Annotated in this window: 26 protein-coding genes; 9 read left to right on the top strand and 17 right to left on the bottom strand. The window is 64.9% G+C overall.

All coding sequences use genetic code 11. The features are described from left to right. Positions 1-203 precede the first annotated feature (203 nt). A complete protein-coding gene (locus ACQY4V_RS14815; protein ID WP_428512934.1) occupies positions 204-1,022 on the top strand; it encodes an alpha/beta fold hydrolase in 819 nt (272 codons plus the stop codon). Positions 1,023-1,137: 115 nt separating this feature from the next. Here ACQY4V_RS14815 and ccoP read toward each other — a convergent pair whose 3' ends face one another. The 4 genes from ccoP to ccoN are packed head-to-tail and all read right to left on the bottom strand — an operon-like array spanning position 1,138 to position 4,634. Next, complete coding sequence (gene ccoP / locus ACQY4V_RS14820) at positions 1,138-2,004, bottom strand: cytochrome-c oxidase, cbb3-type subunit III (RefSeq protein WP_428512936.1); 867 nt, start codon at positions 2,002-2,004, stop codon at positions 1,138-1,140. Continuing rightward, entirely contained in the window at positions 1,997-2,203 is a 207-nt protein-coding gene (locus ACQY4V_RS14825) for a cbb3-type cytochrome c oxidase subunit 3 (protein ID WP_420557032.1), read from the bottom strand. The genes ccoP and ACQY4V_RS14825 overlap by 8 nt, the downstream gene beginning before the upstream one ends. 12 nt (positions 2,204-2,215) lie before the next feature. After that, positions 2,216-2,986 (bottom strand): cytochrome-c oxidase, cbb3-type subunit II, encoded by a 771-nt coding sequence (ccoO, locus tag ACQY4V_RS14830; RefSeq protein WP_428517259.1) that lies wholly within the window; start codon positions 2,984-2,986, stop codon positions 2,216-2,218. A 43-nt stretch (positions 2,987-3,029) separates the two neighbouring features. Then, on the bottom strand, positions 3,030-4,634 hold the full coding sequence (ccoN, locus tag ACQY4V_RS14835) for a cytochrome-c oxidase, cbb3-type subunit I (RefSeq protein WP_428512938.1): 1,605 nt from the start codon (positions 4,632-4,634) through the stop codon (positions 3,030-3,032). A gap of 207 nt (positions 4,635-4,841) precedes the next feature. Between ccoN and ACQY4V_RS14840 the strand changes: the two genes are divergently transcribed. Continuing rightward, positions 4,842-5,690: a universal stress protein gene (locus ACQY4V_RS14840; protein WP_428512940.1), complete on the top strand. Its 849-nt coding sequence runs from the start codon at positions 4,842-4,844 to the stop codon at positions 5,688-5,690. Between the two features lie 51 nt (positions 5,691-5,741). Here the strand turns inward: ACQY4V_RS14840 and ACQY4V_RS14845 are convergent, their stop codons facing one another. Both ACQY4V_RS14845 and fnrL read right to left on the bottom strand, forming a co-directional pair. Beyond that, positions 5,742-6,323, bottom strand: coding sequence for a hemerythrin domain-containing protein (locus tag ACQY4V_RS14845; RefSeq protein ID WP_428512942.1), 582 nt, complete (start codon positions 6,321-6,323; stop codon positions 5,742-5,744). Positions 6,324-6,565: 242 nt separating this feature from the next. After that, positions 6,566-7,312, bottom strand: coding sequence for a transcriptional regulator FnrL (gene fnrL, locus ACQY4V_RS14850; RefSeq protein WP_222452270.1), 747 nt, complete (start codon positions 7,310-7,312; stop codon positions 6,566-6,568). Positions 7,313-7,380: 68 nt separating this feature from the next. On the opposite strand from fnrL, the gene hemN reads away from it, so the two are divergent. After that, positions 7,381-8,736, top strand: a complete 1,356-nt coding sequence (gene hemN, locus ACQY4V_RS14855) for an oxygen-independent coproporphyrinogen III oxidase (protein WP_428512945.1) — start codon at positions 7,381-7,383, stop codon at positions 8,734-8,736. Between the two features lie 6 nt (positions 8,737-8,742). On the opposite strand, the gene ACQY4V_RS14860 is transcribed toward hemN, so the two are convergent. The 6 genes from ACQY4V_RS14860 to greA form a co-directional block, all read right to left on the bottom strand. Next, positions 8,743-9,159 carry a GNAT family N-acetyltransferase gene (locus ACQY4V_RS14860; protein WP_428512947.1) on the bottom strand — a complete coding sequence of 139 codons (417 nt, stop codon included), beginning with the start codon at positions 9,157-9,159 and terminating at the stop codon, positions 8,743-8,745. After that, positions 9,149-9,811: a tRNA (adenosine(37)-N6)-threonylcarbamoyltransferase complex dimerization subunit type 1 TsaB gene (tsaB, locus tag ACQY4V_RS14865; RefSeq protein ID WP_428512949.1), complete on the bottom strand. Its 663-nt coding sequence runs from the start codon at positions 9,809-9,811 to the stop codon at positions 9,149-9,151. Before tsaB ends, ACQY4V_RS14860 begins: the two co-directional genes overlap by 11 nt. Positions 9,812-9,815: 4 nt before the next feature. Further along, on the bottom strand, positions 9,816-10,376 hold the full coding sequence (locus tag ACQY4V_RS14870) for a NifU family protein (protein WP_152493873.1): 561 nt from the start codon (positions 10,374-10,376) through the stop codon (positions 9,816-9,818). A gap of 85 nt (positions 10,377-10,461) precedes the next feature. Then, a complete protein-coding gene (locus tag ACQY4V_RS14875) occupies positions 10,462-10,917 on the bottom strand; it encodes a universal stress protein (RefSeq protein WP_428512951.1) in 456 nt (151 codons plus the stop codon). An 89-nt stretch (positions 10,918-11,006) separates the two neighbouring features. Further along, complete coding sequence (locus tag ACQY4V_RS14880; protein WP_428512953.1) at positions 11,007-12,023, bottom strand: hypothetical protein; 1,017 nt, start codon at positions 12,021-12,023, stop codon at positions 11,007-11,009. 27 nt (positions 12,024-12,050) lie between these two features. Beyond that, positions 12,051-12,521 carry a transcription elongation factor GreA gene (gene greA, locus ACQY4V_RS14885; protein WP_428512955.1) on the bottom strand — a complete coding sequence of 157 codons (471 nt, stop codon included), beginning with the start codon at positions 12,519-12,521 and terminating at the stop codon, positions 12,051-12,053. 282 nt (positions 12,522-12,803) lie between these two features. On the opposite strand from greA, the gene ACQY4V_RS14890 reads away from it, so the two are divergent. The 3 genes from ACQY4V_RS14890 to ACQY4V_RS14900 all read left to right on the top strand — a co-directional run bounded on the left by ACQY4V_RS14890 (position 12,804) and on the right by ACQY4V_RS14900 (position 17,104). Then, entirely contained in the window at positions 12,804-14,450 is a 1,647-nt protein-coding gene (locus ACQY4V_RS14890; RefSeq protein WP_428512957.1) for a 4Fe-4S dicluster domain-containing protein, read from the top strand. Positions 14,451-14,568: 118 nt separating this feature from the next. Beyond that, positions 14,569-16,281 carry a tetratricopeptide repeat protein gene (locus ACQY4V_RS14895; RefSeq protein WP_428512959.1) on the top strand — a complete coding sequence of 571 codons (1,713 nt, stop codon included), beginning with the start codon at positions 14,569-14,571 and terminating at the stop codon, positions 16,279-16,281. After that, a complete protein-coding gene (locus tag ACQY4V_RS14900; protein ID WP_428512961.1) occupies positions 16,268-17,104 on the top strand; it encodes a 4-(cytidine 5'-diphospho)-2-C-methyl-D-erythritol kinase in 837 nt (278 codons plus the stop codon). Before ACQY4V_RS14895 ends, ACQY4V_RS14900 begins: the two co-directional genes overlap by 14 nt. Positions 17,105-17,110: 6 nt before the next feature. Here the strand turns inward: ACQY4V_RS14900 and ACQY4V_RS14905 are convergent, their stop codons facing one another. Beyond that, complete coding sequence (locus ACQY4V_RS14905) at positions 17,111-18,112, bottom strand: polyprenyl synthetase family protein (RefSeq protein WP_428512963.1); 1,002 nt, start codon at positions 18,110-18,112, stop codon at positions 17,111-17,113. A gap of 56 nt (positions 18,113-18,168) precedes the next feature. On the opposite strand from ACQY4V_RS14905, the gene ACQY4V_RS14910 reads away from it, so the two are divergent. From ACQY4V_RS14910 to ACQY4V_RS14920, 3 genes are all read left to right on the top strand, one after another. Beyond that, a complete protein-coding gene (locus ACQY4V_RS14910) occupies positions 18,169-18,390 on the top strand; it encodes a DUF2007 domain-containing protein (protein ID WP_152493880.1) in 222 nt (73 codons plus the stop codon). Then, positions 18,387-19,142 carry a tRNA1(Val) (adenine(37)-N6)-methyltransferase gene (locus tag ACQY4V_RS14915; protein ID WP_428512965.1) on the top strand — a complete coding sequence of 252 codons (756 nt, stop codon included), beginning with the start codon at positions 18,387-18,389 and terminating at the stop codon, positions 19,140-19,142. Before ACQY4V_RS14910 ends, ACQY4V_RS14915 begins: the two co-directional genes overlap by 4 nt. A gap of 111 nt (positions 19,143-19,253) precedes the next feature. Continuing rightward, entirely contained in the window at positions 19,254-19,418 is a 165-nt protein-coding gene (locus ACQY4V_RS14920) for a YdcH family protein (RefSeq protein ID WP_082630751.1), read from the top strand. Between the two features lie 51 nt (positions 19,419-19,469). Here ACQY4V_RS14920 and ACQY4V_RS14925 read toward each other — a convergent pair whose 3' ends face one another. The 4 genes from ACQY4V_RS14925 to ACQY4V_RS14940 all read right to left on the bottom strand — a co-directional run bounded on the left by ACQY4V_RS14925 (position 19,470) and on the right by ACQY4V_RS14940 (position 23,618). Next, on the bottom strand, positions 19,470-20,408 hold the full coding sequence (locus ACQY4V_RS14925) for a transcriptional regulator GcvA (protein ID WP_428512968.1): 939 nt from the start codon (positions 20,406-20,408) through the stop codon (positions 19,470-19,472). A 302-nt stretch (positions 20,409-20,710) separates the two neighbouring features. After that, a complete protein-coding gene (phbB, locus tag ACQY4V_RS14930) occupies positions 20,711-21,433 on the bottom strand; it encodes an acetoacetyl-CoA reductase (RefSeq protein ID WP_428512970.1) in 723 nt (240 codons plus the stop codon). 109 nt (positions 21,434-21,542) lie between these two features. Next, positions 21,543-22,370, bottom strand: a complete 828-nt coding sequence (locus tag ACQY4V_RS14935; RefSeq protein WP_428512972.1) for a patatin-like phospholipase family protein — start codon at positions 22,368-22,370, stop codon at positions 21,543-21,545. 72 nt (positions 22,371-22,442) lie between these two features. After that, positions 22,443-23,618, bottom strand: coding sequence for an acetyl-CoA C-acetyltransferase (locus ACQY4V_RS14940; RefSeq protein ID WP_428512974.1), 1,176 nt, complete (start codon positions 23,616-23,618; stop codon positions 22,443-22,445). Positions 23,619-23,639: the final 21 nt, after the last annotated feature.

Raw genomic sequence — 23,639 nt, forward strand, 5'->3', positions numbered from 1 at the left:
TCGAGGCCCGCATCTTTCATCCCAAACCGGCCTCGCGCCCCCGGCCTTGTCCCTGGCCCTGGCGCACGCGCCGCTGGCCCTTCCAAATTCCTGATGTCGGCCCGCGCGCGCGTTAGGCGCGCGGGACGTCTCCCCCGACTGGCCCGTGGCCCCGGTCTCATGGCCGCGCCACGGGTCTTTTTTCTACCAACAGGATCCCCCTTATGACCTGGAACCTGGCTCACACCGCAGACACGCCCGCCGGCCCCGTCGCCTGGGGCAGCGCCGGGTCGGGTCCGCCGCTCGTGCTTGCCCATGGCTGGCCGTGGTCGTCGGTGTCGTGGCACCGGCTCATCCCCGCCGTGGCCGAAACCCATAGCGTCCACTGGTACGACATGCCCGGATATGGCCGCTCCGGGAAACGCGCCGATCAGCCCACCGGCCTCGACGTGCAGGGACAGGTCTTTGCCCACATGCTGACCCACTGGCGCCTCGACCGCCCCCGCGTCGTGGCGCATGATTTCGGCGGGGCGACCAGCTTGCGCGCGCATCTGCTGCACGGCGCCGAATTCGACCGTCTCGTGCTGATGAACGTCGTGGCGATGCGGCCCTGGGGATCGGAGTTCTTCGACCATGTCGGCCGCCATGTCGACGCCTTCACCGGCCTGCCCCCGCATATCCACGAGGCCATCGTGCGGGCCTATATCGACGGTGCGCTCGCCACCGGTCTTGGCTCCGAAGACAAGGAGGCCCTCGTCGCCCCGTGGCTCGACGAGGCCGGACGCGCCAGCTTCTACCGCCAGTTCGCCCAGGCCGACGAACGCTTCACCGCCGAGATCGAGCCGCGTTACGGCGCCGTCCGCTGCCCAGTCAAGATCATCTGGGGAGAGGCCGATCCCTGGATCCCGCTCGACCGGGGCCGCGCCCTGCACGGCCTGATGCCGGGGGCGGAGTTCAAGACGCTGCCGGGTGTCGGCCACCTGCCCCAGCTCGAAGCGCCCGAGGCGGTGCTGCGCGCCCTGTCGGGCGTGCTCGAAAACTGACCTGGTGAAACGAAAAACACCGGCCCCTCCTGGAATGCGCGAACAGAGGGAGGGGCCGGTGCCGTCCCGGGGGCATTGCAATAGTGCCTCCGGGAAACTCGTGCAGGCTGTCAGCTCATTCGCCGCCGCCCAGCTGGTGGACATAGGCCGCCACCGCGCGGATCTCGGCCTCCGTCAGGCGCTCCTGCCAGGACGGCATCACGCCAAAGCGCGAATTCCACACGGTTTCGTAAATCGCGTCGTAATCCCCGCCATAAAGCCAGATCGCGTCGGTCAGGTTGGGCGCACCCTGTTCGACCATGCCAGTGCCCTGCTCGCCGTGGCAGGCAGCGCAGTTGTATTCGAACACTTCCGCGCCCGCTTCGGCGGCCTGCGCGTCCTGCGGCTCGCCCGACAGGGACATGACGTGGTTCACCACCTGCACGACCTCTTCCTCGGTCAGCAGCTCGTCACGGCCAAAGGCAGGCATCTGCGAATACCGCGCGTCGGGGTCCTCGTCGTTGCGGATGCCGTGGGTGACGGTCGTATGGATCGCCTCCATCGTGCCGCCCCACAGCCACGCGTCGTCCGACAGCGTCGGATAGCCGGTGGCCCCGCCGCCCTCGCGCCCGTGGCACTGCACGCACCAGGTGTTGAACACCGCCTCGCCGGCCGACCGGGCATAGCCCGCCAGCTCGTCATCGCCGGGGATCGCCGCCAGCTCGGCACTTGCCAGCCGCTCGTTGATCTCCGAGTTGGCCGCCTCGGCCGCCTCGATCTCGGTCTGCACGTTGGCCCGGGTCGAGTACCCCAGGTAACCTTGCGTCGCGCCCGAGATCATCGGCCAGGCCGGATAGGCGATCGTGTACCACACGCCCCAGATGATGGTGGCGTAGAACACCCACAGCCACCAGCGCGGCAAGGGGTTGTTCAGTTCCTCGATCCCGTCCCACTCGTGGCCGGTCGTCTCGACCTCGTGCTTGTCTTGCGGTTTCTTAGCCATTGTTCTGGTCCTCCTCGGAGGCACGGCGCGTGGCCGGGGCCGGCGCATCTTCGTTGCGGAAGGGAATGTCGGCGACATCCTGGTAGGCGCTCCGCGATCCGGGCCGCATGACCCAGATCACGACGCCGATGAAGAAGGTGAAGAGCGCCAGCAGCATCCAGCTGTCCGCGAACTCCCGCAGCAGGGAATAGGTGTCCATCGTCGTCCCTCCTTACCGGCTGGCCACGGGCGTGAAGGTCGAGAAATCGACCAGCGTGCCTAGCATCTGCAGATAGGCGATCAGGGCGTCGGCTTCGCTGATGCCCGGACGGCCGTCGAAATTGGCCACCTGCGCGCTTTCGCCATAGCGTTCGATCAACCCGTCATAGTCGCTGTCGGGATCGGCCTGCGCCTTGAAATCCGCCTGTGCGTTTTCCACATGCGCGTCCTCGTAGGGCACACCGACCAGCTTGTGCGTCGCCAGAAGGTCCCCCACGTACCGCCCGTCGATCAGCCGCTCTTCCAGATAGCCGTACTTGGGCATCACCGATTCCGGCACCACCGATTGCGGGTCACGCAAGTGATCCACATGCCACGCGTTCGAGTACCGCCCGCCCACGCGCGCCAGGTCCGGCCCGGTGCGCTTGGACCCCCACTGGAACGGGTGGTCGTACTGGCTCTCTGCCGCAAGGCTGTAGTGCCCGTACCGCTCCACCTCGTCCCGCATCGGACGGATCATCTGGCTGTGGCAGACATAGCATCCCTCGCGGATGTAGATGTCACGCCCGGTCAGCTCCAGCGGGGTGTAGGGGCGCATGCCCTCCACTTCCTCGATGGTGTTCTCCAGCCAGAACAGCGGTGCGATCTGCACGATGCCGCCGATGGTCACTACCAGGAAGGCAAAGATCGCCAAGAGGGTCACGTTGCGTTCCAGGATCTGGTGCCGGTCCAGGAAGGTCTTCTTCTTGGGCCGGTCCCCCACGCCCGAGGCCGAGGCCGGCATCGGGGGTTTCTGCATTTTCTCGTCAGCCATTTTCCGGCCCTCCTTATTCAGCCGGGACAGCGGAGTTGTCGGTCTGCACCGCCGGGCTCCGTCTGACTGTCATGTAAAGGTTGAAGCACATGATGAGTGCACCGGAGAGGAACATGACCCCGCCCAGACCGCGCACCACGTACATCGGAAGCTTCGCGCTCACCGTGTCGGCGAAAGAGTTCACCAGGAACCCGTTGGCATCCACTTCGCGCCACATCAGGCCTTCCATGATGCCGGTCACCCACATCGACGCCGCGTAAAGAATGATCCCGATCGTCGCCAGCCAGAAGTGCCAGCTCACCAGGCTCAGGGAATACAGCCGCTCGCGGTTCCACAGCTTCGGCACCAGGAAGTAGAGGCACCCGAAGGTGATCATCCCGTTCCAGCCCAGCGCGCCGGAATGCACGTGCCCGATGGTCCAGTCGGTGTAATGCGACAGGCTGTTCACCGCGCGGATCGACATCATCGGCCCTTCAAAGGTGGACATCCCGTAGAACCCAAGGCTGATCACCATCATCCGGATCACCGGATCGGTCCGCAGCTTGTCCCACGCGCCACTCAGCGTCATCAGCCCGTTGATCATCCCGCCCCACGAGGGCATCCACAAGATGATCGAGAACACCATGCCCAGCGTCGAGGCCCAGTCGGGCAGCGCGGTATAATGCAGGTGGTGCGGCCCCGCCCAGATATAAAGAAAGATCAGCGCCCAGAAGTGGATGATCGACAGCTTATAGCTGAACACCGGCCGCCCGGCCTGTTTCGGCACGAAGTAGTACATCATCGCCAAAAAGCCTGCGGTCAGGAAGAACCCCACGGCGTTATGGCCGTACCACCATTGCGTCATCGCATCCTGCACGCCCGAAAAGACCTGCACGGATTTCGACCCGAAGATGCTCACCGGGATGCTCAGGTTGTTCACCACGTGCAGCATGGCGACCGTGATGATGAACGACAGGTAGAACCAGTTCGCCACATAGATATGCGGCTCCTTGCGCTTCACCAGCGTGCCGACGAACACGGCCAGGTACGACACCCAGACGATGGTCAGCCACCAGTCCACGTACCATTCCGGTTCGGCATATTCCTTGGATTGCGTCGCGCCCAGCAGGTACCCGGTGGCGGCCAGCACGATCACCAGCTGGAACCCCCAGAACACGAACCACGCCAGGTTCCCGCCCCACAGACGCGCCGCGCAGGTGCGTTGCACCACATAGAACGACGTCGCGATCAGGGCGTTGCCGCCGAAGGCGAAGATCACCGCGCTGGTGTGCAGGGGCCGCAGGCGGCCAAAGTTCATGTAGCCTTGCGCCCATTCGAAGTTGAGGTTCGGAAAGGCCAGCTGGAACGCGATGAACGTCCCCACCAGAAAGCCCACGACTCCCCAAAGCGCCGTGGCGATCACCCCGGCGCGCACGACCCCGTCCATGTATTCCCCGGACAGGTCGACCACCGGCCGGTCCTCGTCCGTGTTGCGCAGCACCCATATGAACATGCCCGCCGCCACCAGGGCGATGGTCAGCGCATTCACAAGGTACGCGATATCCCGTGCCTGGTTGGCGGCGAACAGCGCGAAGAACGCGATCAGCCCCAGCAGGATCAGTTTTACGTAGTTACCCATTTTGCGTCCCTTTGCCGTATGTCCGCACGGACGCCCCCCGGGGGGCGCCGCACGGATCTATCAGACTGACCCGCTTATTTCCGATGGCGACTCGGGGCGCTTTGATCTGCATCAAAGGTTTTGCAGGTAACGGTTGATCCCCATCAAGGCGCGCCGCGCGGCCTTGACCTACGCTCTGCGCGAACGGTCAATAAACGGAGTACCGCAATGTCCTGGAAAACGATCTTCTGCGCGCTGTCCGACATGTCCCGGGTGGAACATACCCTGACCCACGCCGCCGACCTCGCGCGACTGCACGGCGCGCATCTCGACGTGCTCAGCCTCGGTGTCGCCCGCGATCCGGCCACGCATTACTTCTCCGGCGCCGGCGCCTCCGCCATCATGGTGCAGAACATATTCGAAGGTTGCCACGAAGAAGCCGCCGAGATCGACAGCGCCGCGCGCGCGGTGCTGGGCAAGCAGGACGGTTTCTTCTGGTCCTGCGACAAGGGCGTCGCGCAGCTGGCCGACCTGGGGCACCATGTGGCCGACCGCGCCCGCTTTGCCGATCTCGCCGTGCTGCCCATGCCCTATGGCGAGGGGCTGGGCCCCGAACTGGCCCCCCTGACCGAGGCGATCCTGTTCGACGGGCGCATCCCCGCCATGGTCCTGCCGAACGCGCCCGACATCACCCTCGACCCCAAGCGGGTCGTGCTCGCCTGGAACGACGGGCGAGAGGCGCTGCGGGCGGCCCGCGACGCCCTGCCGATGCTGCAACGCGCCGACCGCGTGCATGTCGTGGTGGTCGACCCGCCGGTGCACGGCCCGAACCGCTCCGATCCCGGCGGGCTGGTCTCTCAGTTCCTCGCGCGCCACGGCGTCACGGTGGAAGTCGACGTGCTGTCGAAAACCCTGCCCCGCGTCGCCGACGTGCTCCTGCGCCGCGCACAGGACATCGACGCCGACGCGATTGTCATGGGCGCCTACGGCCATTCCCGCGTCCGCGAGGCGGTCTTCGGCGGCGCCTCCCGCCACATGCTGGAACATGCGCCCCTGCCGCTCTTCATGGCGCACTGAAGTCAGGTTTGAGGTCGCGCCGGATCTGACACAGGTGCCGTGCGCGCGGCCTCAGACCGACCCGAGGTAGTACCCGATGGCCTCTTCCAGCTCCGTCTCCTCGTACCCGAAATGCGAACGCACGACCTCTTCCAGCTTTCGGTACGTGGCGGCGGCCTGGGCAAAGTTCGCCTCGACGGGATCGTCCGCCAGGGCGTCCGCGGCATGCCCCAGGCGAACGATCAACTCGTGGACCACCTCGTGCTCGGACAAGAGCTTGGCCACGACTTCCCGGAACATCCCGCCGCCGGCCGCTTCGATCCGCGGGAACATATCCGTGGTCTCGATGTCGTGGTGAAACTTCAGCACCTGGCACTCTCGCCCGCACAGCGTTCCGAACACGCGGAAATTCTCGGCCATGTCCAGTGACAGCACGATCTGCCTCAGGTCGTCGGGCGGGCTGTCCCGCGCCTCGATCCGCGCCAGCACCGCGCCGATCTGCGCCATCTCCATCAGGTAGTGCCGGTGGATTGCCGCCAGCTGCCGGCCCTGCCGCCGGTGCCTGTCCGTGGCCTCCGGCACGCTCGGCGATTTCGGCCGCGCGTCTTCGTCCAGGGTCAGGTCATCCAGGGAGAGGGTCGAAAGATCGGTCATGCTCGCTAACAAAGCCCCCGCCCTCGTGAAGTCAAGACCGCCCGACACACCGTAGGGTGGGTGAAAACCCACCTGTGGTGGGTGAAAACCCACGCGCCGCGCCTTAACCAGGCATTACCCCCGAACGCCCCGTCAAACCCGCCACTTCGGAAAATTGCACCGTCGCGATACCACTCAAATACCGACGCGATACCGATATTGAATTTTGACTGAAATCAAATGGTTAACTCCGATTCCCGGGCTCAGGCCAGCATCCCGCCGTCGCTGTCGTCCCCAGCCTCTTCCAGCAGGCGGTCGAAGTCCGGCACCGTCACGTGCCGCTTGCCTTCCAGGTGGATCACCTGGTCGCGCTTCAGCGCGCTGATCTGCCGGCTCACCGTCTCCAGCGTCAGGCCCAGGTAATCGGCCATCGCCTCGCGTGTCAGCGGCAGGTCGAACACCACCTGGCCCGCGGCCTTGGACATGTTCAGCACCGCGTTGCGCCGTCCCAGGATGGCCAGGAACGAGGCGATCTTCTCCCGCGCCGTCTTGCGGCCCAACAGCAGCATCCATTCGCGCGCCGCATCCAGCTCGTCCAGCGTCATCTCCAGCAGGCGCTGCCCGATATGCGGGGTGACTTCCATCATGTTTTCAAAGGGATGCTTGCGGAAACAGCACATCACCACGTCGCTCACCGCGACCACGTTATAGGCCGCCTTCTCGCGCCCCGGACGCCCCACGAAATCGCTCGGCAACAGCAGGCCCACCATCTGCGTGCGCCCGTCCTCCAGCGTCTGGGTCAGCATCGCGATCCCCGAGACGACCGACCCCACGAAATCCATCCGGTCCCCGGCCCAGATCAGCGTCCGCCCCGCCTCGAAGCTGCGGTAGTACTTGATCTGGTCCAGCTGCTCCAGCTCCTGCGCGTCACATCGCGCGCACACGGCCCGGTGCCGAATCGGGCATTCCCCGCATTCACGGGGGATCGTTTCATGTGCGTCTTTGAGCATCGACAGTGCTTTCGGTCGAGTTGATCTGCATCAAGGTTTTCGCGTTTTTCCACCTCTAATCTAACGTCATGATTGACCGAGAACAACTCCGCAGACTGGGACTGTTCGACGCGAATGTACCGCGTTACACCAGCTATCCCACGGCCCCGCACTTCTCTGATTCCGTTGGGTTTTCGACCATGCGGGACTGGATTTCCGCCATCAAGCCGGGCAGCGAGATTTCGCTTTACCTGCATGTGCCTTTCTGCCGCAGGTTGTGCTGGTTCTGCGCCTGCCGGACGCAAGGCACCAAGTCGCTCTCGCCCGTCGCCGCCTATGTGGAAACGCTCAAGGCCGAGCTGGCACTTCTGAAGAACACCCTGCCCGAAGGCGTCACCCTGTCGCGCCTGCACTGGGGCGGCGGCACGCCGACGCTGCTGTCGGCCGACCTGATCACCGACCTCGCCAGCGCCGTGCGCGACGCCGTGCCGTTCGGCGACGACACCGAATTCTCGGTCGAGATCGACCCGAACGAGATCGACGCCCCCCGGATCGAGGCGCTCGCCGCCGCGGGCATGAACCGCGCCTCCGTGGGCGTGCAGGATTTCGACGACGTGATCCAGCAGGCCATCGGCCGTATCCAGACCTTCGACATCACCCGCGACACGATCGACGCATTGCGCGCCGCCGGCGTACGCAGCCTCAACGCGGACATTCTGTACGGCCTGCCGCACCAGACCGGGGCGCGCATGGTCGAAAGCGTGCAGAAGCTCTTGTCGCTCAACCCCGACCGCGTGGCGCTTTACGGCTATGCCCACGTGCCTTGGATGGCCAAGCGCCAGCAACTCATCCCGTCCGACGCGCTGCCCACGCCCGAGGAACGGCTGGAGCTGTTCGATGCCGCCCGCCGCCTGTTCGTCTGGGACGGCTATCAGGAGATCGGGATAGACCATTTCGCCACCGCCGAGGACGGCCTCAGCATCGCGAAAAAGCTGGGGCGCCTGCGCCGCAACTTCCAAGGCTACACCGACGACACGTCCGAGGTCCTGGTGGGCCTTGGCGCCTCGTCGATCTCGCGTTTTCCGCAAGGCTATGCCCAGAACGCCCCCGCCACCGGCGCCCATACCGGCGCCATTCGCGAGGGCCGCTTCTCCACCAGTCGAGGGCACGTGTTCAAGGGCCAGGATCTTCTGCGGGCGCGCCTTATCGAGGCCGTCATGTGCGATTTCCGGGTGGATGCCGGTGAAATCTGCGAGACGTTCAGCATGTCCCGCCAGGCTGTCCGCACCTTGCTCGAGCCGACGGCACGCGCCTTCGAGGGACTTGTCGACCTCAGCAACGAGGGACTCTTCATCCCCCCGGCGGCGCGCCCGCTGACCCGGATGATTGCCCGCAGCCTCGACGCCTACGACCTCAGCCGCGCGGGCCACAGCCCGGCGATCTGACCCGCTTCAGGTCAGTCGCTTTTCCAGCACAAGCGCATCGACCGGGCGGCCCTCGGACCGGGTATAGTATCCCACCCGCCGCGCCAGGTCCGAGAACCCTTCGGACAGGTAGAGCGCCAGCGCGGCGTCATTGTCGGCGGCCACTTCCAGAAACAGGCGCTCGGCCCCGCGGGACAAGGCCGCGTCTTCAAAAGCGCGCAGGCAGGCCCGCCCGCGCCCCTGGCGGCGCACCTCCGCATCGGTGGCCAGTGTCAAAAGCTCGGCTTCCCCCGCCACGGCCTGCCCCATGGCAAACGCCTTGGTATCCCCCACGACGAAAACATGGTCCCGCTCCAGAAGGTCGCGAAACTCCGCCGCGCTCCAGCTGCGATTTTGCCCTGCAAAGGCCCGCGCATGAAGATCAGCCAGCGCCTCAGGCGTCATCGAGAATGACCGGCGGCAAGTCCCGTGACGGCGCCGCGTCCGCGGGCTTGAGGTAAAGCGGCGCGGGCGGCGGTACCGGCTCGCCCAACCTGCGCGCCGCGATCAGGGCAATCGCCGTGGCGGGATCGTGCAGCGGGCGCAACGCCCGGGCCCCGATCCGGGCCGCCACCGGCTCGGCTGCCGTACCGACACACTGCAGATTGGCGTCGATAACCTCCGCAGACACCTCGTCGAGCGGTATCAGCTTCGGCCCGAACGCCCGACGCAATCCGAACCCCTGGGCATAGACCTGATCCCGCGGCGCATCGCGCACCGACAGGATCGGCCCGTCAAGACCGAACGCCGCTGTTTCCAAGATGCTGACCCCCACTGCGGGCACGTCCAGCGACAGGGCCAGCCCCCGCGCGGCGGAGACGGAAATGCGGATGCCGGTGAAATTCCCCGGCCCTATCCCCACGCCGATACCATCGAGGTCGCGCCATGCGGCACCCGCGCGGGCCAGCGCATCCTCCAGCGCCGGGAAAAGGGCCTCGGCTTGGCCCTTGGGCATTTCGACATGCGATTCCGCCACGATGCCCTGCCCCGAAAGCAAACACACCCCCAGCCATGGGCCGGAGGTGTCGAATGCCAGAACGCGCGGAGCGTCGGTCACGAGGTCAGACCCCGACCGGACGCACCTCGGTGACTTCGGGGATGTAGTGGCGCAGCAGGTTCTCGATCCCCATCTTCAGGGTGATGGTCGAGGACGGGCACCCGGCACAAGCGCCCTGCATGTGCAGGTAGACAACCCCGCGCTCAAAGCCATGAAACGTGATATCGCCGCCATCCTGCGCCACCGCCGGGCGCACGCGGGTGTCCAGCAGCTGCTTGATCTGGTCGATGACTTCCGCGTTTTCGCCTTCGCTCGCGGCGTGGCCCGACTCGGCGGCCTCGCCCGTCATGACTGGCTGACCGGACTGGAAATGCTCCATGATCGCGCCCAGGATCGCGGGCTTCACGTGATCCCATTCCACGGCGTCCTGCTTGGTCACGGTGACGAAATCATTGCCGAGGAAGACCCCGGTCACACCGTCCACGCCAAAGACGCGCGCGGCCAGCGGCGACTTGTCGGCAGTGTCCGCCGTGGGAAAATCCGCGGTCCCGGCTTCCAGCACGGTCTGGCCGGGAAGGAATTTCAGCGTTGCGGGATTCGGGGTCGATTCTGTCTGGATGAACATGGTGCGCGCCCTCTTTTTCAGTTGCTCAAGATATGCGCAGCGGGGTGGGCGCTGTCAAGGTTTGGAACGATTCTAAAAAAGACGGTCACGTGATCGCTTCCAGCCGCTCCTTGCTCAAATCACCCGGAACAATGGTGATCGGGATCGGCAACCCACCGGAATTCTTCGACAATTGCGACACCAGCGGGCCCGGGCCCTTCTTGTCGGCACTGGCGCCAAGCACCAGCACGCCGATTTCGGTGTCTTCCTGGACCTGCGCCATGATCTCGGACACTGGCTCGCCCTCGCGGATGACCAGCTCCGGGTCGATGCCCTGCTTGTCGCGCATCCACTTGGCGAAAACCTCGAAATGCGCGTGGATTCGCTCGCGAGCCTCCTCGCGCATGATGTCCCCGACGCCGATCCAGTGGTTGAACTCCTCGGGCGGAATCACCGCGAGAATTTCGACACCGGCCTGCGTGTTCTTGGCGCGCATGGCGGCGAACCGCATCGCGTTAAGGCATTCGCGGCTGTCGTCCAGCACCACGAGAAACTTGCGCATGATGTTCCCTTTGTCTTGCGGCGTTCATATTGCCGGGTTCGAAGGCATCGGGCAACAGCCGCTTTCGGGTTGGACCGATCGGACCGATATCAATCGAAGGTGCCCGCCACCCGGCCCACCAGCATGAAGGCGCGCGCCGTGCGCGTGTCCGACATCTCGGACATCTCGGCATCCGTCGCCACCTCGGCGAACTGGCTGATCGTGCGGTCGAAAAGCCGCAGGAAATGGTGCGCCGCATCGCGAAAGATCGTGTCCTGCTTCATCCGCGCCGCCGTCAGCGCCAGCGACGAACGGTCCCGCACCCCGCCCATCGCGGCCACGGCGCGCCCCCGTTCCCCGGCGGCGAAGCGGCGCCAGACCTCGGGGCGGGCCATGTCGGGGCGCAGGTCGTCCATGTAGATACCGTCCTGCGACAGCAGCGTCAGCACGTCCTGGCTGGCCTGGATCAACTGCGCGCTCTGCCGGTTCTTCAGCGCCCGCCGCAACGCCGCAAAGCCGGCCTTGTCCTCGGCATTCTCGGGAAAGTTCAGCGCGCGAATGAAATCCTCGGTGGCCAAGGGGGGCGTCATGTCCTCGGGCGGCGTGCCCAGCGGCAGCGCCACCTGGTCGGCACTGGTCTCTTCCGGCGCGTGCACCGGCGCGGGGCGCGGCTCCGTGGCCTGCCGCACGGTCGAGAACGTGGCCAGTGCCGTCTCCGTCTTGCGCTGCGCCGCCGCGATTTCCTCGAGCTTCTTGGCAACAGAGGTCTGCGAAACGTCATGGACGCCCTGGCTCTGCGCGACATAAGCCTGCCGGATCGCGTCGATCGCCGTTTGCAAGCGCTCGCTCTCTTCACGCATCACCTTGCTGGACCGCGCCGCGGTCGCCGCAACCCAGATCATCGCCACCGGCATGAAGACCGCCAGCAGCACCACCACGAACTGCAGCGCCCCGCCGGATTCGGTGAACATGCCCATCGGCTCCAGCACCAGAAAGAACACCGCCGTTCCCAGCAGCCACACCGCTGTCAGGGCGAGCGCGATCACCTCGACCCCGGTCACCCTGTCCTTGCGGGGCCGGTCATAGACGCCAAGCGGCGTCTGCGGTGACTGGTTTCGGTCGGTCATGGGCAAACCTGAGTGAAAGGTATCGAGTCAGATAAACGCGACCTTCAGCACTTCGTAGGCCTTGTCGCCACCTGGTGTGCGCACTTCTACGCTATCGCCCTCTTCCTTGCCAATGAGCGCCCGCGCGATCGGCGATTTCACGTTCAGCAGGCCCTTTTCGATATTGGCCTCGTACTCGCCCACGATCTGATAGGTCTTTTCCTCGTCCGTGTCCTCGTCCACCAGGGTCACCGTGGCGCCGAACTTGATCGGGCCGGACAGCTTCTTGGGGTCGATCACGTCCGCCAGGCTGATCGCGCCTTCCAGTTCCTTGATGCGGCCCTCGATGAAGGACTGCTTTTCCTTGGCGGAATGGTACTCGGCATTCTCCGACAGGTCGCCATGCTCGCGCGCCTCGGAAATCGCCTTGATGATGGCGGGGCGCTCGACGGATTTCAGCTGTTTCAGCTCCGCGTTCAGCGCATCGAAACCGTCCTGTGTCATCGGGATCTTTTCCATGACCTGTCCTTTTTTCTGTCCCTAGTATCACCAAGGGGCCGCCCTTCCGCGACCCCGTGCCATTTTCAAACCATGCGCGACAGATTGACCCGACCTGCCCCGGCAATGCAAGTGGGACCTGACCGTCGCCCGCGCAATCGCGCCGAAACTTGCGCCTTTTTGACGCTTTTGGGTACGTGTTACGTCGTGTTCGAATTGACCTTGCGCAACCCCGCGCGATAACCAGTTGCGAAGTTTCTTACGCGGGCCGGCCACAGGCCGGACGACCAGGAGAGGACCAAGATGACCCAAGTCGAACGCGAAGCCATGGAATACGACGTCGTGATCGTCGGCGCGGGGCCCGCGGGCCTCAGCGCCGCGATCCGCCTGAAACAGCTCGACCCCGAGCGCGAGGTCGTCGTGCTGGAAAAAGGCTCCGAGGTGGGCGCGCATATCCTGTCGGGCGCGGTGCTCGATCCGTGCGGCCTCGATGCGCTCATCCCCGACTGGAAGGAAAAGGGCGCGCCGCTGAACGTGCCGGTGAAAGAGGACAATTTCTTCATGCTGGGCGAGGCGGGCAAGGTCCGCATCCCCAACTTCCCCATGCCGCCGCTGATGAACAACCACGGCAACTATATCGTCAGCATGGGCAATGTCTGCCGCTGGATGGCCGAACAGGCCGAAAGCCTGGGCGTCGAGATCTTCCCCGGCATGTCCTGTTCCGAGATCGTCTATGGCGAAAACGGCGAGGTCAAAGGCGTCGTCGCGGGCGAATTCGGCAAGAACGCCGACGGCACCCCCGGCCCCGGCTACGAGCCGGGGATGGAACTGCACGGCAAGTACGTGTTCCTGTCCGAGGGCGTGCGCGGCTCGCTGTCCAAGGAAGTCATCGCGAAATACGACCTCTCCAAGGGCAAGGAGCCGCAGAAATACGGCCTCGGGATGAAGGAAATTTGGGAAATCGACCCCGAAAAGCACCGCGAGGGAACCGTTACCCACACCATGGGCTGGCCCCTGGGCAAGAACGCGGGCGGTGGCTCGTTCATCTACCACCTCGACAACAACCAGGTCTATGTCGGCTTCGTGGTGCACCTCAACTACAAGAACCCGCACCTTTTCCCCTACATGGAATTCCAGCGGTTCAAGCATCACCCGGTGGTGGCCGACCTGCTGAAGGGCGGCAAGCGCGTCGCCTACGGCGCCCGCGCCATTTCCGAGGGCGGGTACCAGTCAATGCCCAAGATGGTTGCCCCCGGCGTCGCGCTGCTGGGCTGTTCCGTGGGCATGGTCAACGTGCCGCGCATCAAGGGCAACCATAACGCCATGCTGTCGGGCAAGGCCGCCGCCGAGGCCGCCCACGCCGCCATCGAAGGAGGGCGCGCCAGCGACGAACTGACGGATTACGAGACCGAAGTCCGCAACGGCGCCATCGGCGCGGATTTGAAAAAGGTCCGCAACGTCAAACCCTTGTGGTCCAAGTACGGCCTCACCGCCTCGCTCACGCTGGGTGGGCTGGACATGTGGACCAACACGCTGGGCTTTTCGTTCTTCGGAACGATCGGCCACGGCAAGAACGATGCCGAGGCCACCGAACCGGCCAGCAAGCACAAGGAAATCGACTATCCCAAGCCCGACGGCAAGCTCAGCTTCGACCGGCTGACAAATGTCAGCTTCTCGATGACCAACCACGAGGAAAGCCAGCCTGCCCACCTCAAGCTGAAAGACCCGACCGTCCCGGTCGAGGTCAACCTGCCCAAGTATGCCGGCCCTTCGGCCCGCTACTGCCCGGCAGGCGTCTACGAGTTCGTGGAAAAGGACGGCGAGCAGCAGTTCGTCATCAACTTCCAGAACTGCGTGCACTGCAAGACCTGCGACATCAAGGATCCGACCCAGAACATCGTCTGGACCACGCCTCAGGGCGGGGATGGGCCGAATTATCCCAATATGTAACCAACCGGCGAAATGATGCGAATGCGAGGGCGGCAAATCAGCCGCCCTCATTGCGTTGGCACGCGCCACATACTACCTTCGCGCAATCATAGACCGCAGAGGCAGGGAGCTCGTACCCGTGAAAATCCTGACCGCAGGCGCAATCGCCGCGCTGTTGCAGGGCATCGCATTGCCCGCACTGGCAGACATCAATGTCGGCGCGTACCTCGCTGCAAGGCAGGCGCGCTACCTCAACGACTTCGACGCGGCCGCCCGGTACTACACCCAGGCGCTGACCCGGGACGCGGCAAACCCCGTGATTCTCGAAAGCACCGCCATCGCCTACATGGCGCTGGGCGACATCGACCGCGCCGTTCCGGTGGCGCGCCAGATCGAGGAACAGGATCTCGAAAGCCAGGTCGCCTTCATGGCCCTGATCGCCGAGGACATGTCAAAGGGCAACTACGACGCCGTGATCGAGCGGATCGAGGCCGGCAAGGGCATCGGCAAGCTGGCCGACGGTCTGGTCATGGCCTGGACCGAACTGGCCCGCGGCGATGTCGATGCGTCCCTCGCCCTGTTCGACGAGGTCGCCGAGGAACGCGGCCTGAAGAATTTCGCCCTCTACCACAAGGCGTTGGCGCTCGCCTCCGTGGGCGATTTCGAGGCCGCGGAGGCCATCTTCTCCGGCGAGGGCCAAGATGCGCCGCTGCAGCGCACCCGTCGCGGCACCCGCGCCTGGGTCACCGTTCTCAGCCAATTGGAGCGCAACGACGAGGCCGTCGCCCTCCTGGACGATGCGTTCGGCGCCACCCCGGACCCCGAAATCCTGGCACTGCGCGCCGAATTGGAAACCGGCCTGCCGGTCGCCTTCGACATGATCTCCGGGCCGCAGGATGGCGTCGCAGAGGTCTTCTTTTCCATAGGTCAGGCCCTTTTGGGCGACATGGGTGATGATTACACCCTGCTTTACGCCCGTGTGGCCCAGTACCTGAACCCCGATCATATCGACGCGGTCCTGATGTCCGCGGAACTCCTGGAGTCGCTGGAACGCTACGAACTGGCCACCCAGGCGTACAAGAGCGTGCCGCGCGATCACCCCTCGTTCACCGCCGCCGAGATGGGTCGCGCTGAGGCGCTGCGCCGCGCCGACAAGCTGGATGCCGCCATTGAGGTGCTGGAACAGCTGCGCGACTCACATCCCGAGCTGCCCATGGTCCATGTCGCCGCCGCCGACCTCTATCGTCAGAGCGAAGAATACGACAAGGCCGTCACCGCCTACGACAATGCCATCGATCTTCTGGGCGAGGCGCAACCGGGCCACTGGTTCGTCTACTATGCCCGCGCCATCAGCCACGAACGGCAGGATGAGTGGCCCGAGGCCGAGGCCGATTTCCGCAAGGCGCTGGAGCTGAACCCCGAGCACCCGCAGGTCCTGAACTACTTGGGCTACTCGCTGGTCGAGAAACAGCAGAAGCTCGACGAGGCGCTCGACATGATCGAACGCGCTGCCGAGGCGCAGCCCGAGTCGGGCTATATCATCGACAGCCTCGGCTGGGTTCTTTACCGGCTGGGCCGCTACGAGGAATCCATCGGCCACATGGAACGCGCCGCCGAACTGATGCCGGTGGACCCGGTGGTCAACGACCACCTCGGCGACGTCCTCTGGGCCGTGGGCCGCGAGGTCGAGGCCCGGTTCCAGTGGAAGCGCGCGCTATCCTTCGTCGACAAGGAAAACCCCTCGCCCGATGTCGATCCCGACCGCATGCGCCGCAAGCTCGAGGTCGGCCTGGACGTCGTGCTGCAGGAAGAAGGCTCGCCCCCGCTGGAGGTTGCCGATGACGGCGGCTGAGGGCTTCGCCCCGGCCAAGATCAACCTCACGCTGCACGTTACCGGGCAGCGTGAGGACGGTATGCACCTGCTCGATTCGCTGGTCATGTTCGCCGATGTGGGCGATCACCTGACAGTAACGTTGTCGGACACGCCGCAGCTTAGGGTCAGCGGACCGATGGCAAAGGACGTGCCCGACGGGCCCGATAACCTCGTGCTGCGGGCCGCCGACCTGATGGGGGCCAGCGCGGATATCACCCTCGACAAGGTTCTGCCTCATGCCGCAGGGCTTGGTGGCGGCTCGTCGGACGCAGCCGCCACCCTGCGCGTGCTCTCGCGCCTGACCGACACGCCCATTCCGCCCGATGTCAGCGCGCTGGGCGCCGACGTGCCGGTGTGCCTTGGCAACGGCGCCGCCCGGATGCGGGGGATCGGCGAACAGGTGACCGCAGCACGTGACCTGCCCTGCCTCCACGCGGTGCTGATCAATCCCGGCGTGCCGATGCGCACGCCCGACGTCTTTGCCGCCGTCGGCCAGAAGAACAACACGCCAATGCCCTCGGAAATCCCCGAGAACCTCAGTGCGATCGACTTTATCGACTGGCTTCGGGGGATGCGCAACGACCTCGAGTATGCCGCGATCAGCCTGACACCCGTGATCTCACAGGTACTGGGCGCGCTCAGCGTGACGGCGGGATGCCGCATGGCCCGGATGACCGGCTCGGGCAGCAGTTGCTTCGGTCTCTACACCGACGAGGAAACGGCCCGCGCCGCCGAAGGACGCCTGAAAGAAGAGAACCCGGGCTGGTGGATCACCGCCACACGCCTCAACGCGCAGCCCTGACCGCCCCTAGCGGATCCGGGCCACCACGTAATCCGACAACGCCAGCAACATGTCTCGCACAGGATGTTCGGGCAATTGCGCCATCGCCGCGTTTGCCTTCGCCGTCCAGGCCAGCGCATCCGCCCGTGTCGCCTCCAGCGTGCCGTGATGGGTCAGCAGCCGAAGCGCCTCGTCCAGATCGCCGTCGCGCTGGTCGCCCTTCTCGATTGTCCGCGCCCAGAACGCGCGTTCACTCTCGTCGGCAAGCGCCACCGCCTTGATCACCGGCAGGGTCAGCTTGCGCTCACGGAAATCGTCGCCCACGTTCTTGCCCGTGGCCTTGGCATCGCCCTGGTAATCCAGCAGGTCATCGACGATCTGGAACGCGATGCCCAGCGCATCGCCATAATCGAACAGCGCCTGCACCTGGTCGTCCGAAACACCGGCGATCACGCCGCCCACCTCGGTCGCCGCCGAAAACAGCGCCGCGGTCTTGCCCCGCACGATCTGCAGGTACACGTCCTCGTCCGTCTTCAGGCTGCGCGACGCGGTCAGTTGCAGCACCTCGCCCTCGGCAATCGTGGCCGCAGCGTTGGACAGGATGTCCAGCACCTTCAAGGATCCGGTTTCCACCATCAGCTGGAACGCCCGCGCGAACAGGTAATCCCCGGTCAACACGCTGGACTTGTTGTCGAACAGCAGGTTCGCCGTGGGCCGTCCGCGCCGCTGCGCGCTTTCATCCACCACGTCGTCGTGCAACAGCGTCGCGGTATGGATGAACTCCACCGTCGCGGCCAGCTTCACGTCGTCCTCGCCGAGATATCCGCACAGGTCCGCCGCCGCCAGCGTCAGCATCGGTCGCAGCCGCTTGCCGCCCGCCTCGACCAGGTGCGCCGTCACTTCCGGGATACGCGGCGCGTGACGCGACGCCATCCGCGCGCGGATCAGGCTGTTCACCTCGCCAAGCTTGCCCTCGAAATGCGAGGCCAGCGCTTCGTGCGGCTTGGTTGCGGCGTGGTCCAGTCCCATCAAACTCCCGTCACTCAGGCTCGACAATGCGCGTCCGGTGTCCTTAAGTCATCCCCATGAAGCATCTTCTCAGCACCACCGACCCGACCGTGATGGCATTCGCCAAAGCCTTGCTTCAGGGCGAGGATATAGACTGCTTTGAATTGGACGTAAACATGAGCGTCCTCGAGGGCGGCATCGGAATCTTTCCCCGACGCCTCATGGTCAGCGAGGATGATTATCTTCCCGCCCGCCAGGCCCTTCAGGACAACGGGATCGAGGTCGAGGCGCTTTCGTGACGCACCCGACCACCTGCGACGATTTTCTCGGCGGACGGCTGAAAATCCTGCAACCCCGGAACGGCTATCGCGCCGGCATCGACCCTGTGCTCCTGGCCGCAAGCATCCCCGCGCATCCCGGCGACACCGTGCTCGACCTCGGCTGCGGCGTCGGTGTCGCAGGGCTCTGCCTGGCCCGGCGGGTGCCAGACGTCCGCCTCGCGGGCCTGGAAAGACAACCCGCCTATGCCGCCCTTGCCCGACGGAACGGCATCGCGAACGACCTGCCGTTCGAGGTCATCGAGGGCGATCTTGCCTCCATGCCCGGCACGCTCAAAGAGCGGCAGTTCCACCACGTGCTGGCCAATCCGCCCTATTTCGACCGCGCCGCCAGCACCGCCGCCTCCGATCCGGGCCGCGAAAGCGCCATGGGCGAGGACACACCTCTTGCAGACTGGGTCGCCGCCGCCGCCAAACGCACCCGGCCCAAGGGCACCACCACCTTCATCCAGCGCGCCGAGCGCCTGCCAGAGCTTCTGTCCCACGCCGCGCACCACCTTGGCAGCCTGCAGCTTCTGCCACTGATTCCCCGCCCAGGTCGCCCCGCGCGGCTGGTCCTGCTGCGCGGACGGCGCGGCGGACGGGCCGCATTCCGGCTGCATGACGGCTGGTGCCTGCATAATGGGCAGGTGCACGTTAACGATTCCGAAAACTACACCACGGCAACGGCTTGCATCCTGCGCGACGGCGGGGAACTGCCTTTCCCGGCCTGATTTAGGCAAGTTGTAGCTAAATCCCGCCGCCTGATTTTGCGCACGCAGCGTGACAGATTATATCTTTTGTGCTGCACTATCCCGTGCACATCAGAAAGAGGAGACGCATTCATGGCTTTGAGTTCACATGTCGAGGAACTGAAGAAGAAACACCAGGCTCTCTCGGATCAGGTCGAAGCGGCACAGCGTGCCCCGGGCACACCCGACCTCGAAATCTCAAGCATGAAAAAGCAGAAACTCCGACTGAAAGAAGAGATCGAACGACTTTCCCATTAGCATGTCACGCAAAGACTGATCGGGATGCGCCTCTCAAGGCGCATCTCGTGATCACGCGGGCACCAGCGGCACCATCTGCATCTTCGCCGTCGTCTCGAACCCCTTGGCGGTCTCGGCCAGCATCCATTCCCGGAAAACCTTGATCTGGGGTTTGTCCTCAGCGCCCTTGCGACAGACAAAGCGAAACTGCGCCCCGGCGCTCACAGCCTTGCCATAGGGCGCGACCAACCGGCCCTCCATCAGGTCCTTGATCACAAGCGCCCGTCGCCCCAGCACCACTCCAACCCCCGCCAGGGCCGCGTCCACCGCATGGTCGCCTTGCGAAAATCGCGGGCCGTGCGGCTCGGTCGGGGCCACGCCCATCGCCCGGAACCAGGCCGCCCAGTCGGTCGCCGGATCCAGAAAATCAATCGACTGGTCCACGATCAGCACCGCGTCGCGCAGGCTCTCGATTGTCGGATACCGCTCGGCCAGCGCGGGAGTCATCATAGGCGTCACCCATTCCTCGGCCAATGGCAGCGAATACAGGCCTTCGTCCGCCCCGTGGCCGAACCGGATCGCCACGTCCACCTGGTCGCGGTCGAAATCCATCAGCCGCAGCGACGCGGTGAACCGCAGCTCGATCTCGGGATGCGCCTGGGCAAACTCATAGAGGCGCGGCGCCAGCCACTTCGCCGTAAAGGCCGGCCCCGCCGTCACCGTCAACGTGCTGCTGTCCAGCTCTCGGCGCGTCGCCGCCCAGGCCGCGGACAACGCCGAAAACCCGTCACGACACCCCGGCGCCAGCGTCTCGCCCGCCTGGGTCAGCTCCACCGCCCTGTTAAGCCGTCGGAACAGCGGCGCCCCCAGATGCTCTTCGAGCGACTTGATCTGAAAGGACAAGGCGGCCGGCGTCACGTTCAGCTCCGCTGCCGCTTTCTGGAACGACATATGCCGTGCCGCGGCCTCAAAGGCGCGCAGGGCAGTCAGCGGCGGCGTCCGGTCACTCATGTCACTAAAGTAATACTTAACTGAACACGTGAAAAGTCTCGTTTGTCGGCTTTTCCGAAAAGGCGCATGTTGAAGCCAGTCAAGTTTGTCTGAAAGGCACACCCATGATCGAGACTGCCCCTGACGCAAAAACACGGGATGCCTACCGGGCCGCCCACTACGAACGCAGCCGTTTTTTCGGCGAAGTCTTCGGCTGGCTGTCCCGCAAACCTTCTTCCAGGTGATCGTTGCAGGTCTCTGGAAACAGAAAGGGCCGGTTCCCCTGACCGGCCCTTTCGCATTTTTTCGGGCGGGTCCCGAATTCAGACGAAGAACTGCGCCCCGTTGGCCGAAATAGTCGAGCCGTTGATGAAGCCGGCATCATCCGATGCCAGGAACGCGACGCAACGAGCGATCTCTTCCGGCTCGCCCAGGCGGCCCGCCGGGATCTGGCCGATGATCGATTCGCGCACGTTCTCCGGCACCGCCATCACCATTTCCGTCGCGATGTAGCCTGGGCAGACCGCGTTTGCCGTGATCCCGGCGCGTGCGCCTTCCTGCGCCAGGGATTTCACGATCCCGAGGTCGCCCGCCTTGGTCGCGGCATAGTTGACCTGCGCGAACTGCCCCTTCTGGCCGTTGATCGAGCTGATGACGATCACGCGGCCGAACTTGCGCTCGCGCATTCCCGGCCAGATCGGGTGCACCGTGTTGAACACGCCCGTCAGGTTGGTGTCGATCACGTCCTTCCACTGGTCCGGCGTCATCTTGTGAAAGGGCGCGTCGCGGGTGATGCCGGCGTTGGCCACCACCACGTCGATCGGGCCCAGCTCGGCCTCGACGGTTTCGATTCCGGTCTTCGAGGCGTCGTAATCGGCCACGTTCCATTTATAGGTCTTGATGCCGGTCTCGTCGGTGAACTTCGCCGCGGCTTCGTCGTTGCCCGCATAGGTGGCGGCCACGTCATAGCCTTCCGCCTTCAATTTCTTCGAAATGGCCTCACCGATACCGCGGCTACCGCCGGTCACAAGGGCAACTCTCGCCATGGGAACTCCTCCAGTCTTTCTATCCAGTGTTGGTTGTCTCGGAAACTTTGCTACTCACCCTGCGCGCAAAGCGCAACATTGTTGCGCAATTCTTTTTGCCGCGCGGCACTCATCCGCTGTTCAGGAACGCCTCCGCGTCGCGCTCGCCCAATGTCCACGTCTCGCGCAGCTTTTGAGGGTCGGTAAAATCTATCTTGTCGGCGGGCGTCTCCTCGGACGGCCAGACATAGATCCGCCCCGGCACATCCGGCAGGTTCCTGTATTGCCGGGTCAGCAGCACCAGCGTCTCGCCTTCATCGGGGTCGGGCAGCGGCGCCTGGTCGGCCATCCCGCCATCCACCACGCGCCGGTCGCCCCAAAGCGGCGGTTCGAACACCGGCGGAATCACCGCAGCCGCATTCACCAGCTCCACCAGCCGCCCGTCCCGCGCCGCCTGGTTGGCGTCAACCAGCTGTGCCGTCAGGCCCATCTTCTCGGCCCAGTCGAAATGCGGGCTGCCCACGACATGCAGCTCCGCCTCATAGGCCGCGGCCAGCGCCGTGCCCGTCATCGTCGGATTTCCGTTCGACGGCGGATGCGCGATCTGGATCTGAAAGGCCGGGCCATTCGCTACGGTCTCGCAGGCCGCCTTGTCCAGCACCGTTTCCACCACGTCGCAATAGATCCGTTGATGCGGGGTGATCCCGTCCTCGTCGGCGGCAAAGAGATCGAGGTTATGGTCGCGTTTCTCGAACGCGTCGCACATCACGTCTAGCAGCCGGTGCTCCAGCCCCGCGATCCAGGCCGCGCACGCCATCGCACCGCCGCTCACCCCGGTCACCCGCTCGGGCGTGAACTTGCGCTCGGCCTCCAGCCGGGTCAGGAAACCGCCCTGCCAGAAACACCGCAACCCGCCGCCGGAAAACACGATCTGAGGAGGGTTGTCGGGCAACATCATCTGGGGCTGTCCTGGGGCTCGGATTGAAAAACAGGCCCCGGAGGGCCTGTCTTGTCGTTTCGGATCAGTCGCTTACGGACGCTCGATGCACATGGCGACACCCATGCCGCCGCCGATGCACAGCGTGGCCAGGCCTTTCTTGGCATCGCGGCGCTTCATCTCGAAGAGCAGCGTGTTCAGAACGCGGCAGCCCGAGGCGCCGATCGGGTGGCCGATGGCAATCGCGCCGCCGTTCACGTTCACGATCGACGGGTCCCATCCCATGTCCTTGTTCACGGCACAGGCCTGCGCGGCGAAGGCCTCGTTAGCTTCCACCAGGTCCAGGTCATCGACGCTCCAGCCCGCCTTTTCCAGCGCCTTGCGGCTGGCATGAATGGGGCCGACGCCCATAATCGACGGGTCGAGGCCCGCGGTGGCATAGGAGGCGATCCGCGCCAGCGGTTCGATCCCGCGTTTCTCGGCATTCTCGGCGCTCATCAGCAGCACGGCCGCCGCACCGTCGTTGAGGCCCGAGGCGTTGGCGGCGGTGACCGACCCGTCCTGCGCGAAGGCCGGGCGCAGTTTCTGCATCGCGTCCATCGTGGCACCGTTGCGGATGTATTCATCCTTGTCGACGACCGTCTCGCCCTTGCGGGTCTTGACGGTGAACGGGATCACCTCGTCGTCGAACTTGCCCGCCTTCTGCGCCGCCTCGGCCTTGTTCTGGCTGGCGACGGCGAACTCATCCTGCTGCTCGCGGCTGATCTGCCACTTCTCGGCGACATTCTCGGCGGTCTGGCCCATGTGATAGCCGTTGAAGGCGTCCCACAGGCCGTCGCGGATCATCGTGTCGATGTATTTCATGTCGCCCATCTTGTGCCCGGCGCGCAGATGCGCGGCGTGGGGGCTCAGGGTCATGTTCTCCTGCCCGCCGGCGGCGATGATATCTGCATCGCCCAGCTGGATGTGCTGTGCGCCCAGCGCCACGGCCCGCAGGCCGGACCCGCAGACCTGGTTGATGCCCCAGGCCGCGCTTTCGATCGGCAGGCCCGCGTTCACATGCGCCTGGCGGGCGGGGTTCTGGCCCTGCGCCGCGGTCAGAACCTGGCCAAGGATGGTTTCGGAAACTTCCGATTTGTCGATGCCCGCGCGCTCGACGATGGCTTCCAGAACAGCCGCGCCCAGGTCATGCGCCGGGGTGTTGGCAAACGCGCCGGAAAAAGAGCCGACAGCGGTCCGTGCTGCCGAGGCGATAACAACATTGGTCATAGTGTCCTCCACCATTTCTTG

This window comes from Roseovarius sp. (assembly GCF_965277045.1).
Lineage (GTDB): Bacteria > Pseudomonadota > Alphaproteobacteria > Rhodobacterales > Rhodobacteraceae > Roseovarius.

Coding starts and splice junctions, on each gene's coding strand:
- greA (WP_428512955.1), bottom strand. CDS start 12,521: ATGGAAAAGATCCCGATGACACAGGACGGTTTCGATGCGCTGAACGCG.
- ACQY4V_RS14935 (WP_428512972.1), bottom strand. CDS start 22,370: ATGATGTTGCCCGACAACCCTCCTCAGATCGTGTTTTCCGGCGGCGGG.
- hemN (WP_428512945.1), top strand. CDS start 7,381: ATGATTGACCGAGAACAACTCCGCAGACTGGGACTGTTCGACGCGAAT.
- ACQY4V_RS14920 (WP_082630751.1), top strand. CDS start 19,254: ATGGCTTTGAGTTCACATGTCGAGGAACTGAAGAAGAAACACCAGGCT.
- fnrL (WP_222452270.1), bottom strand. CDS start 7,312: ATGCTCAAAGACGCACATGAAACGATCCCCCGTGAATGCGGGGAATGC.
- ACQY4V_RS14875 (WP_428512951.1), bottom strand. CDS start 10,917: ATGCGCAAGTTTCTCGTGGTGCTGGACGACAGCCGCGAATGCCTTAAC.
- ACQY4V_RS14890 (WP_428512957.1), top strand. CDS start 12,804: ATGACCCAAGTCGAACGCGAAGCCATGGAATACGACGTCGTGATCGTC.
- ACQY4V_RS14825 (WP_420557032.1), bottom strand. CDS start 2,203: ATGGACACCTATTCCCTGCTGCGGGAGTTCGCGGACAGCTGGATGCTG.
- ACQY4V_RS14845 (WP_428512942.1), bottom strand. CDS start 6,323: ATGACCGATCTTTCGACCCTCTCCCTGGATGACCTGACCCTGGACGAA.
- ACQY4V_RS14840 (WP_428512940.1), top strand. CDS start 4,842: ATGTCCTGGAAAACGATCTTCTGCGCGCTGTCCGACATGTCCCGGGTG.
- phbB (WP_428512970.1), bottom strand. CDS start 21,433: ATGGCGAGAGTTGCCCTTGTGACCGGCGGTAGCCGCGGTATCGGTGAG.
- ccoO (WP_428517259.1), bottom strand. CDS start 2,986: ATGCCGGCCTCGGCCTCGGGCGTGGGGGACCGGCCCAAGAAGAAGACC.
- ACQY4V_RS14905 (WP_428512963.1), bottom strand. CDS start 18,112: ATGGGACTGGACCACGCCGCAACCAAGCCGCACGAAGCGCTGGCCTCG.
- ACQY4V_RS14860 (WP_428512947.1), bottom strand. CDS start 9,159: ATGACGCCTGAGGCGCTGGCTGATCTTCATGCGCGGGCCTTTGCAGGG.
- ACQY4V_RS14925 (WP_428512968.1), bottom strand. CDS start 20,408: ATGAGTGACCGGACGCCGCCGCTGACTGCCCTGCGCGCCTTTGAGGCC.
- ACQY4V_RS14815 (WP_428512934.1), top strand. CDS start 204: ATGACCTGGAACCTGGCTCACACCGCAGACACGCCCGCCGGCCCCGTC.
- ccoP (WP_428512936.1), bottom strand. CDS start 2,004: ATGGCTAAGAAACCGCAAGACAAGCACGAGGTCGAGACGACCGGCCAC.
- ACQY4V_RS14940 (WP_428512974.1), bottom strand. CDS start 23,618: ATGACCAATGTTGTTATCGCCTCGGCAGCACGGACCGCTGTCGGCTCT.
- ACQY4V_RS14880 (WP_428512953.1), bottom strand. CDS start 12,023: ATGACCGACCGAAACCAGTCACCGCAGACGCCGCTTGGCGTCTATGAC.
- ACQY4V_RS14870 (WP_152493873.1), bottom strand. CDS start 10,376: ATGTTCATCCAGACAGAATCGACCCCGAATCCCGCAACGCTGAAATTC.
- ACQY4V_RS14900 (WP_428512961.1), top strand. CDS start 16,268: ATGACGGCGGCTGAGGGCTTCGCCCCGGCCAAGATCAACCTCACGCTG.
- ccoN (WP_428512938.1), bottom strand. CDS start 4,634: ATGGGTAACTACGTAAAACTGATCCTGCTGGGGCTGATCGCGTTCTTC.
- ACQY4V_RS14910 (WP_152493880.1), top strand. CDS start 18,169: ATGAAGCATCTTCTCAGCACCACCGACCCGACCGTGATGGCATTCGCC.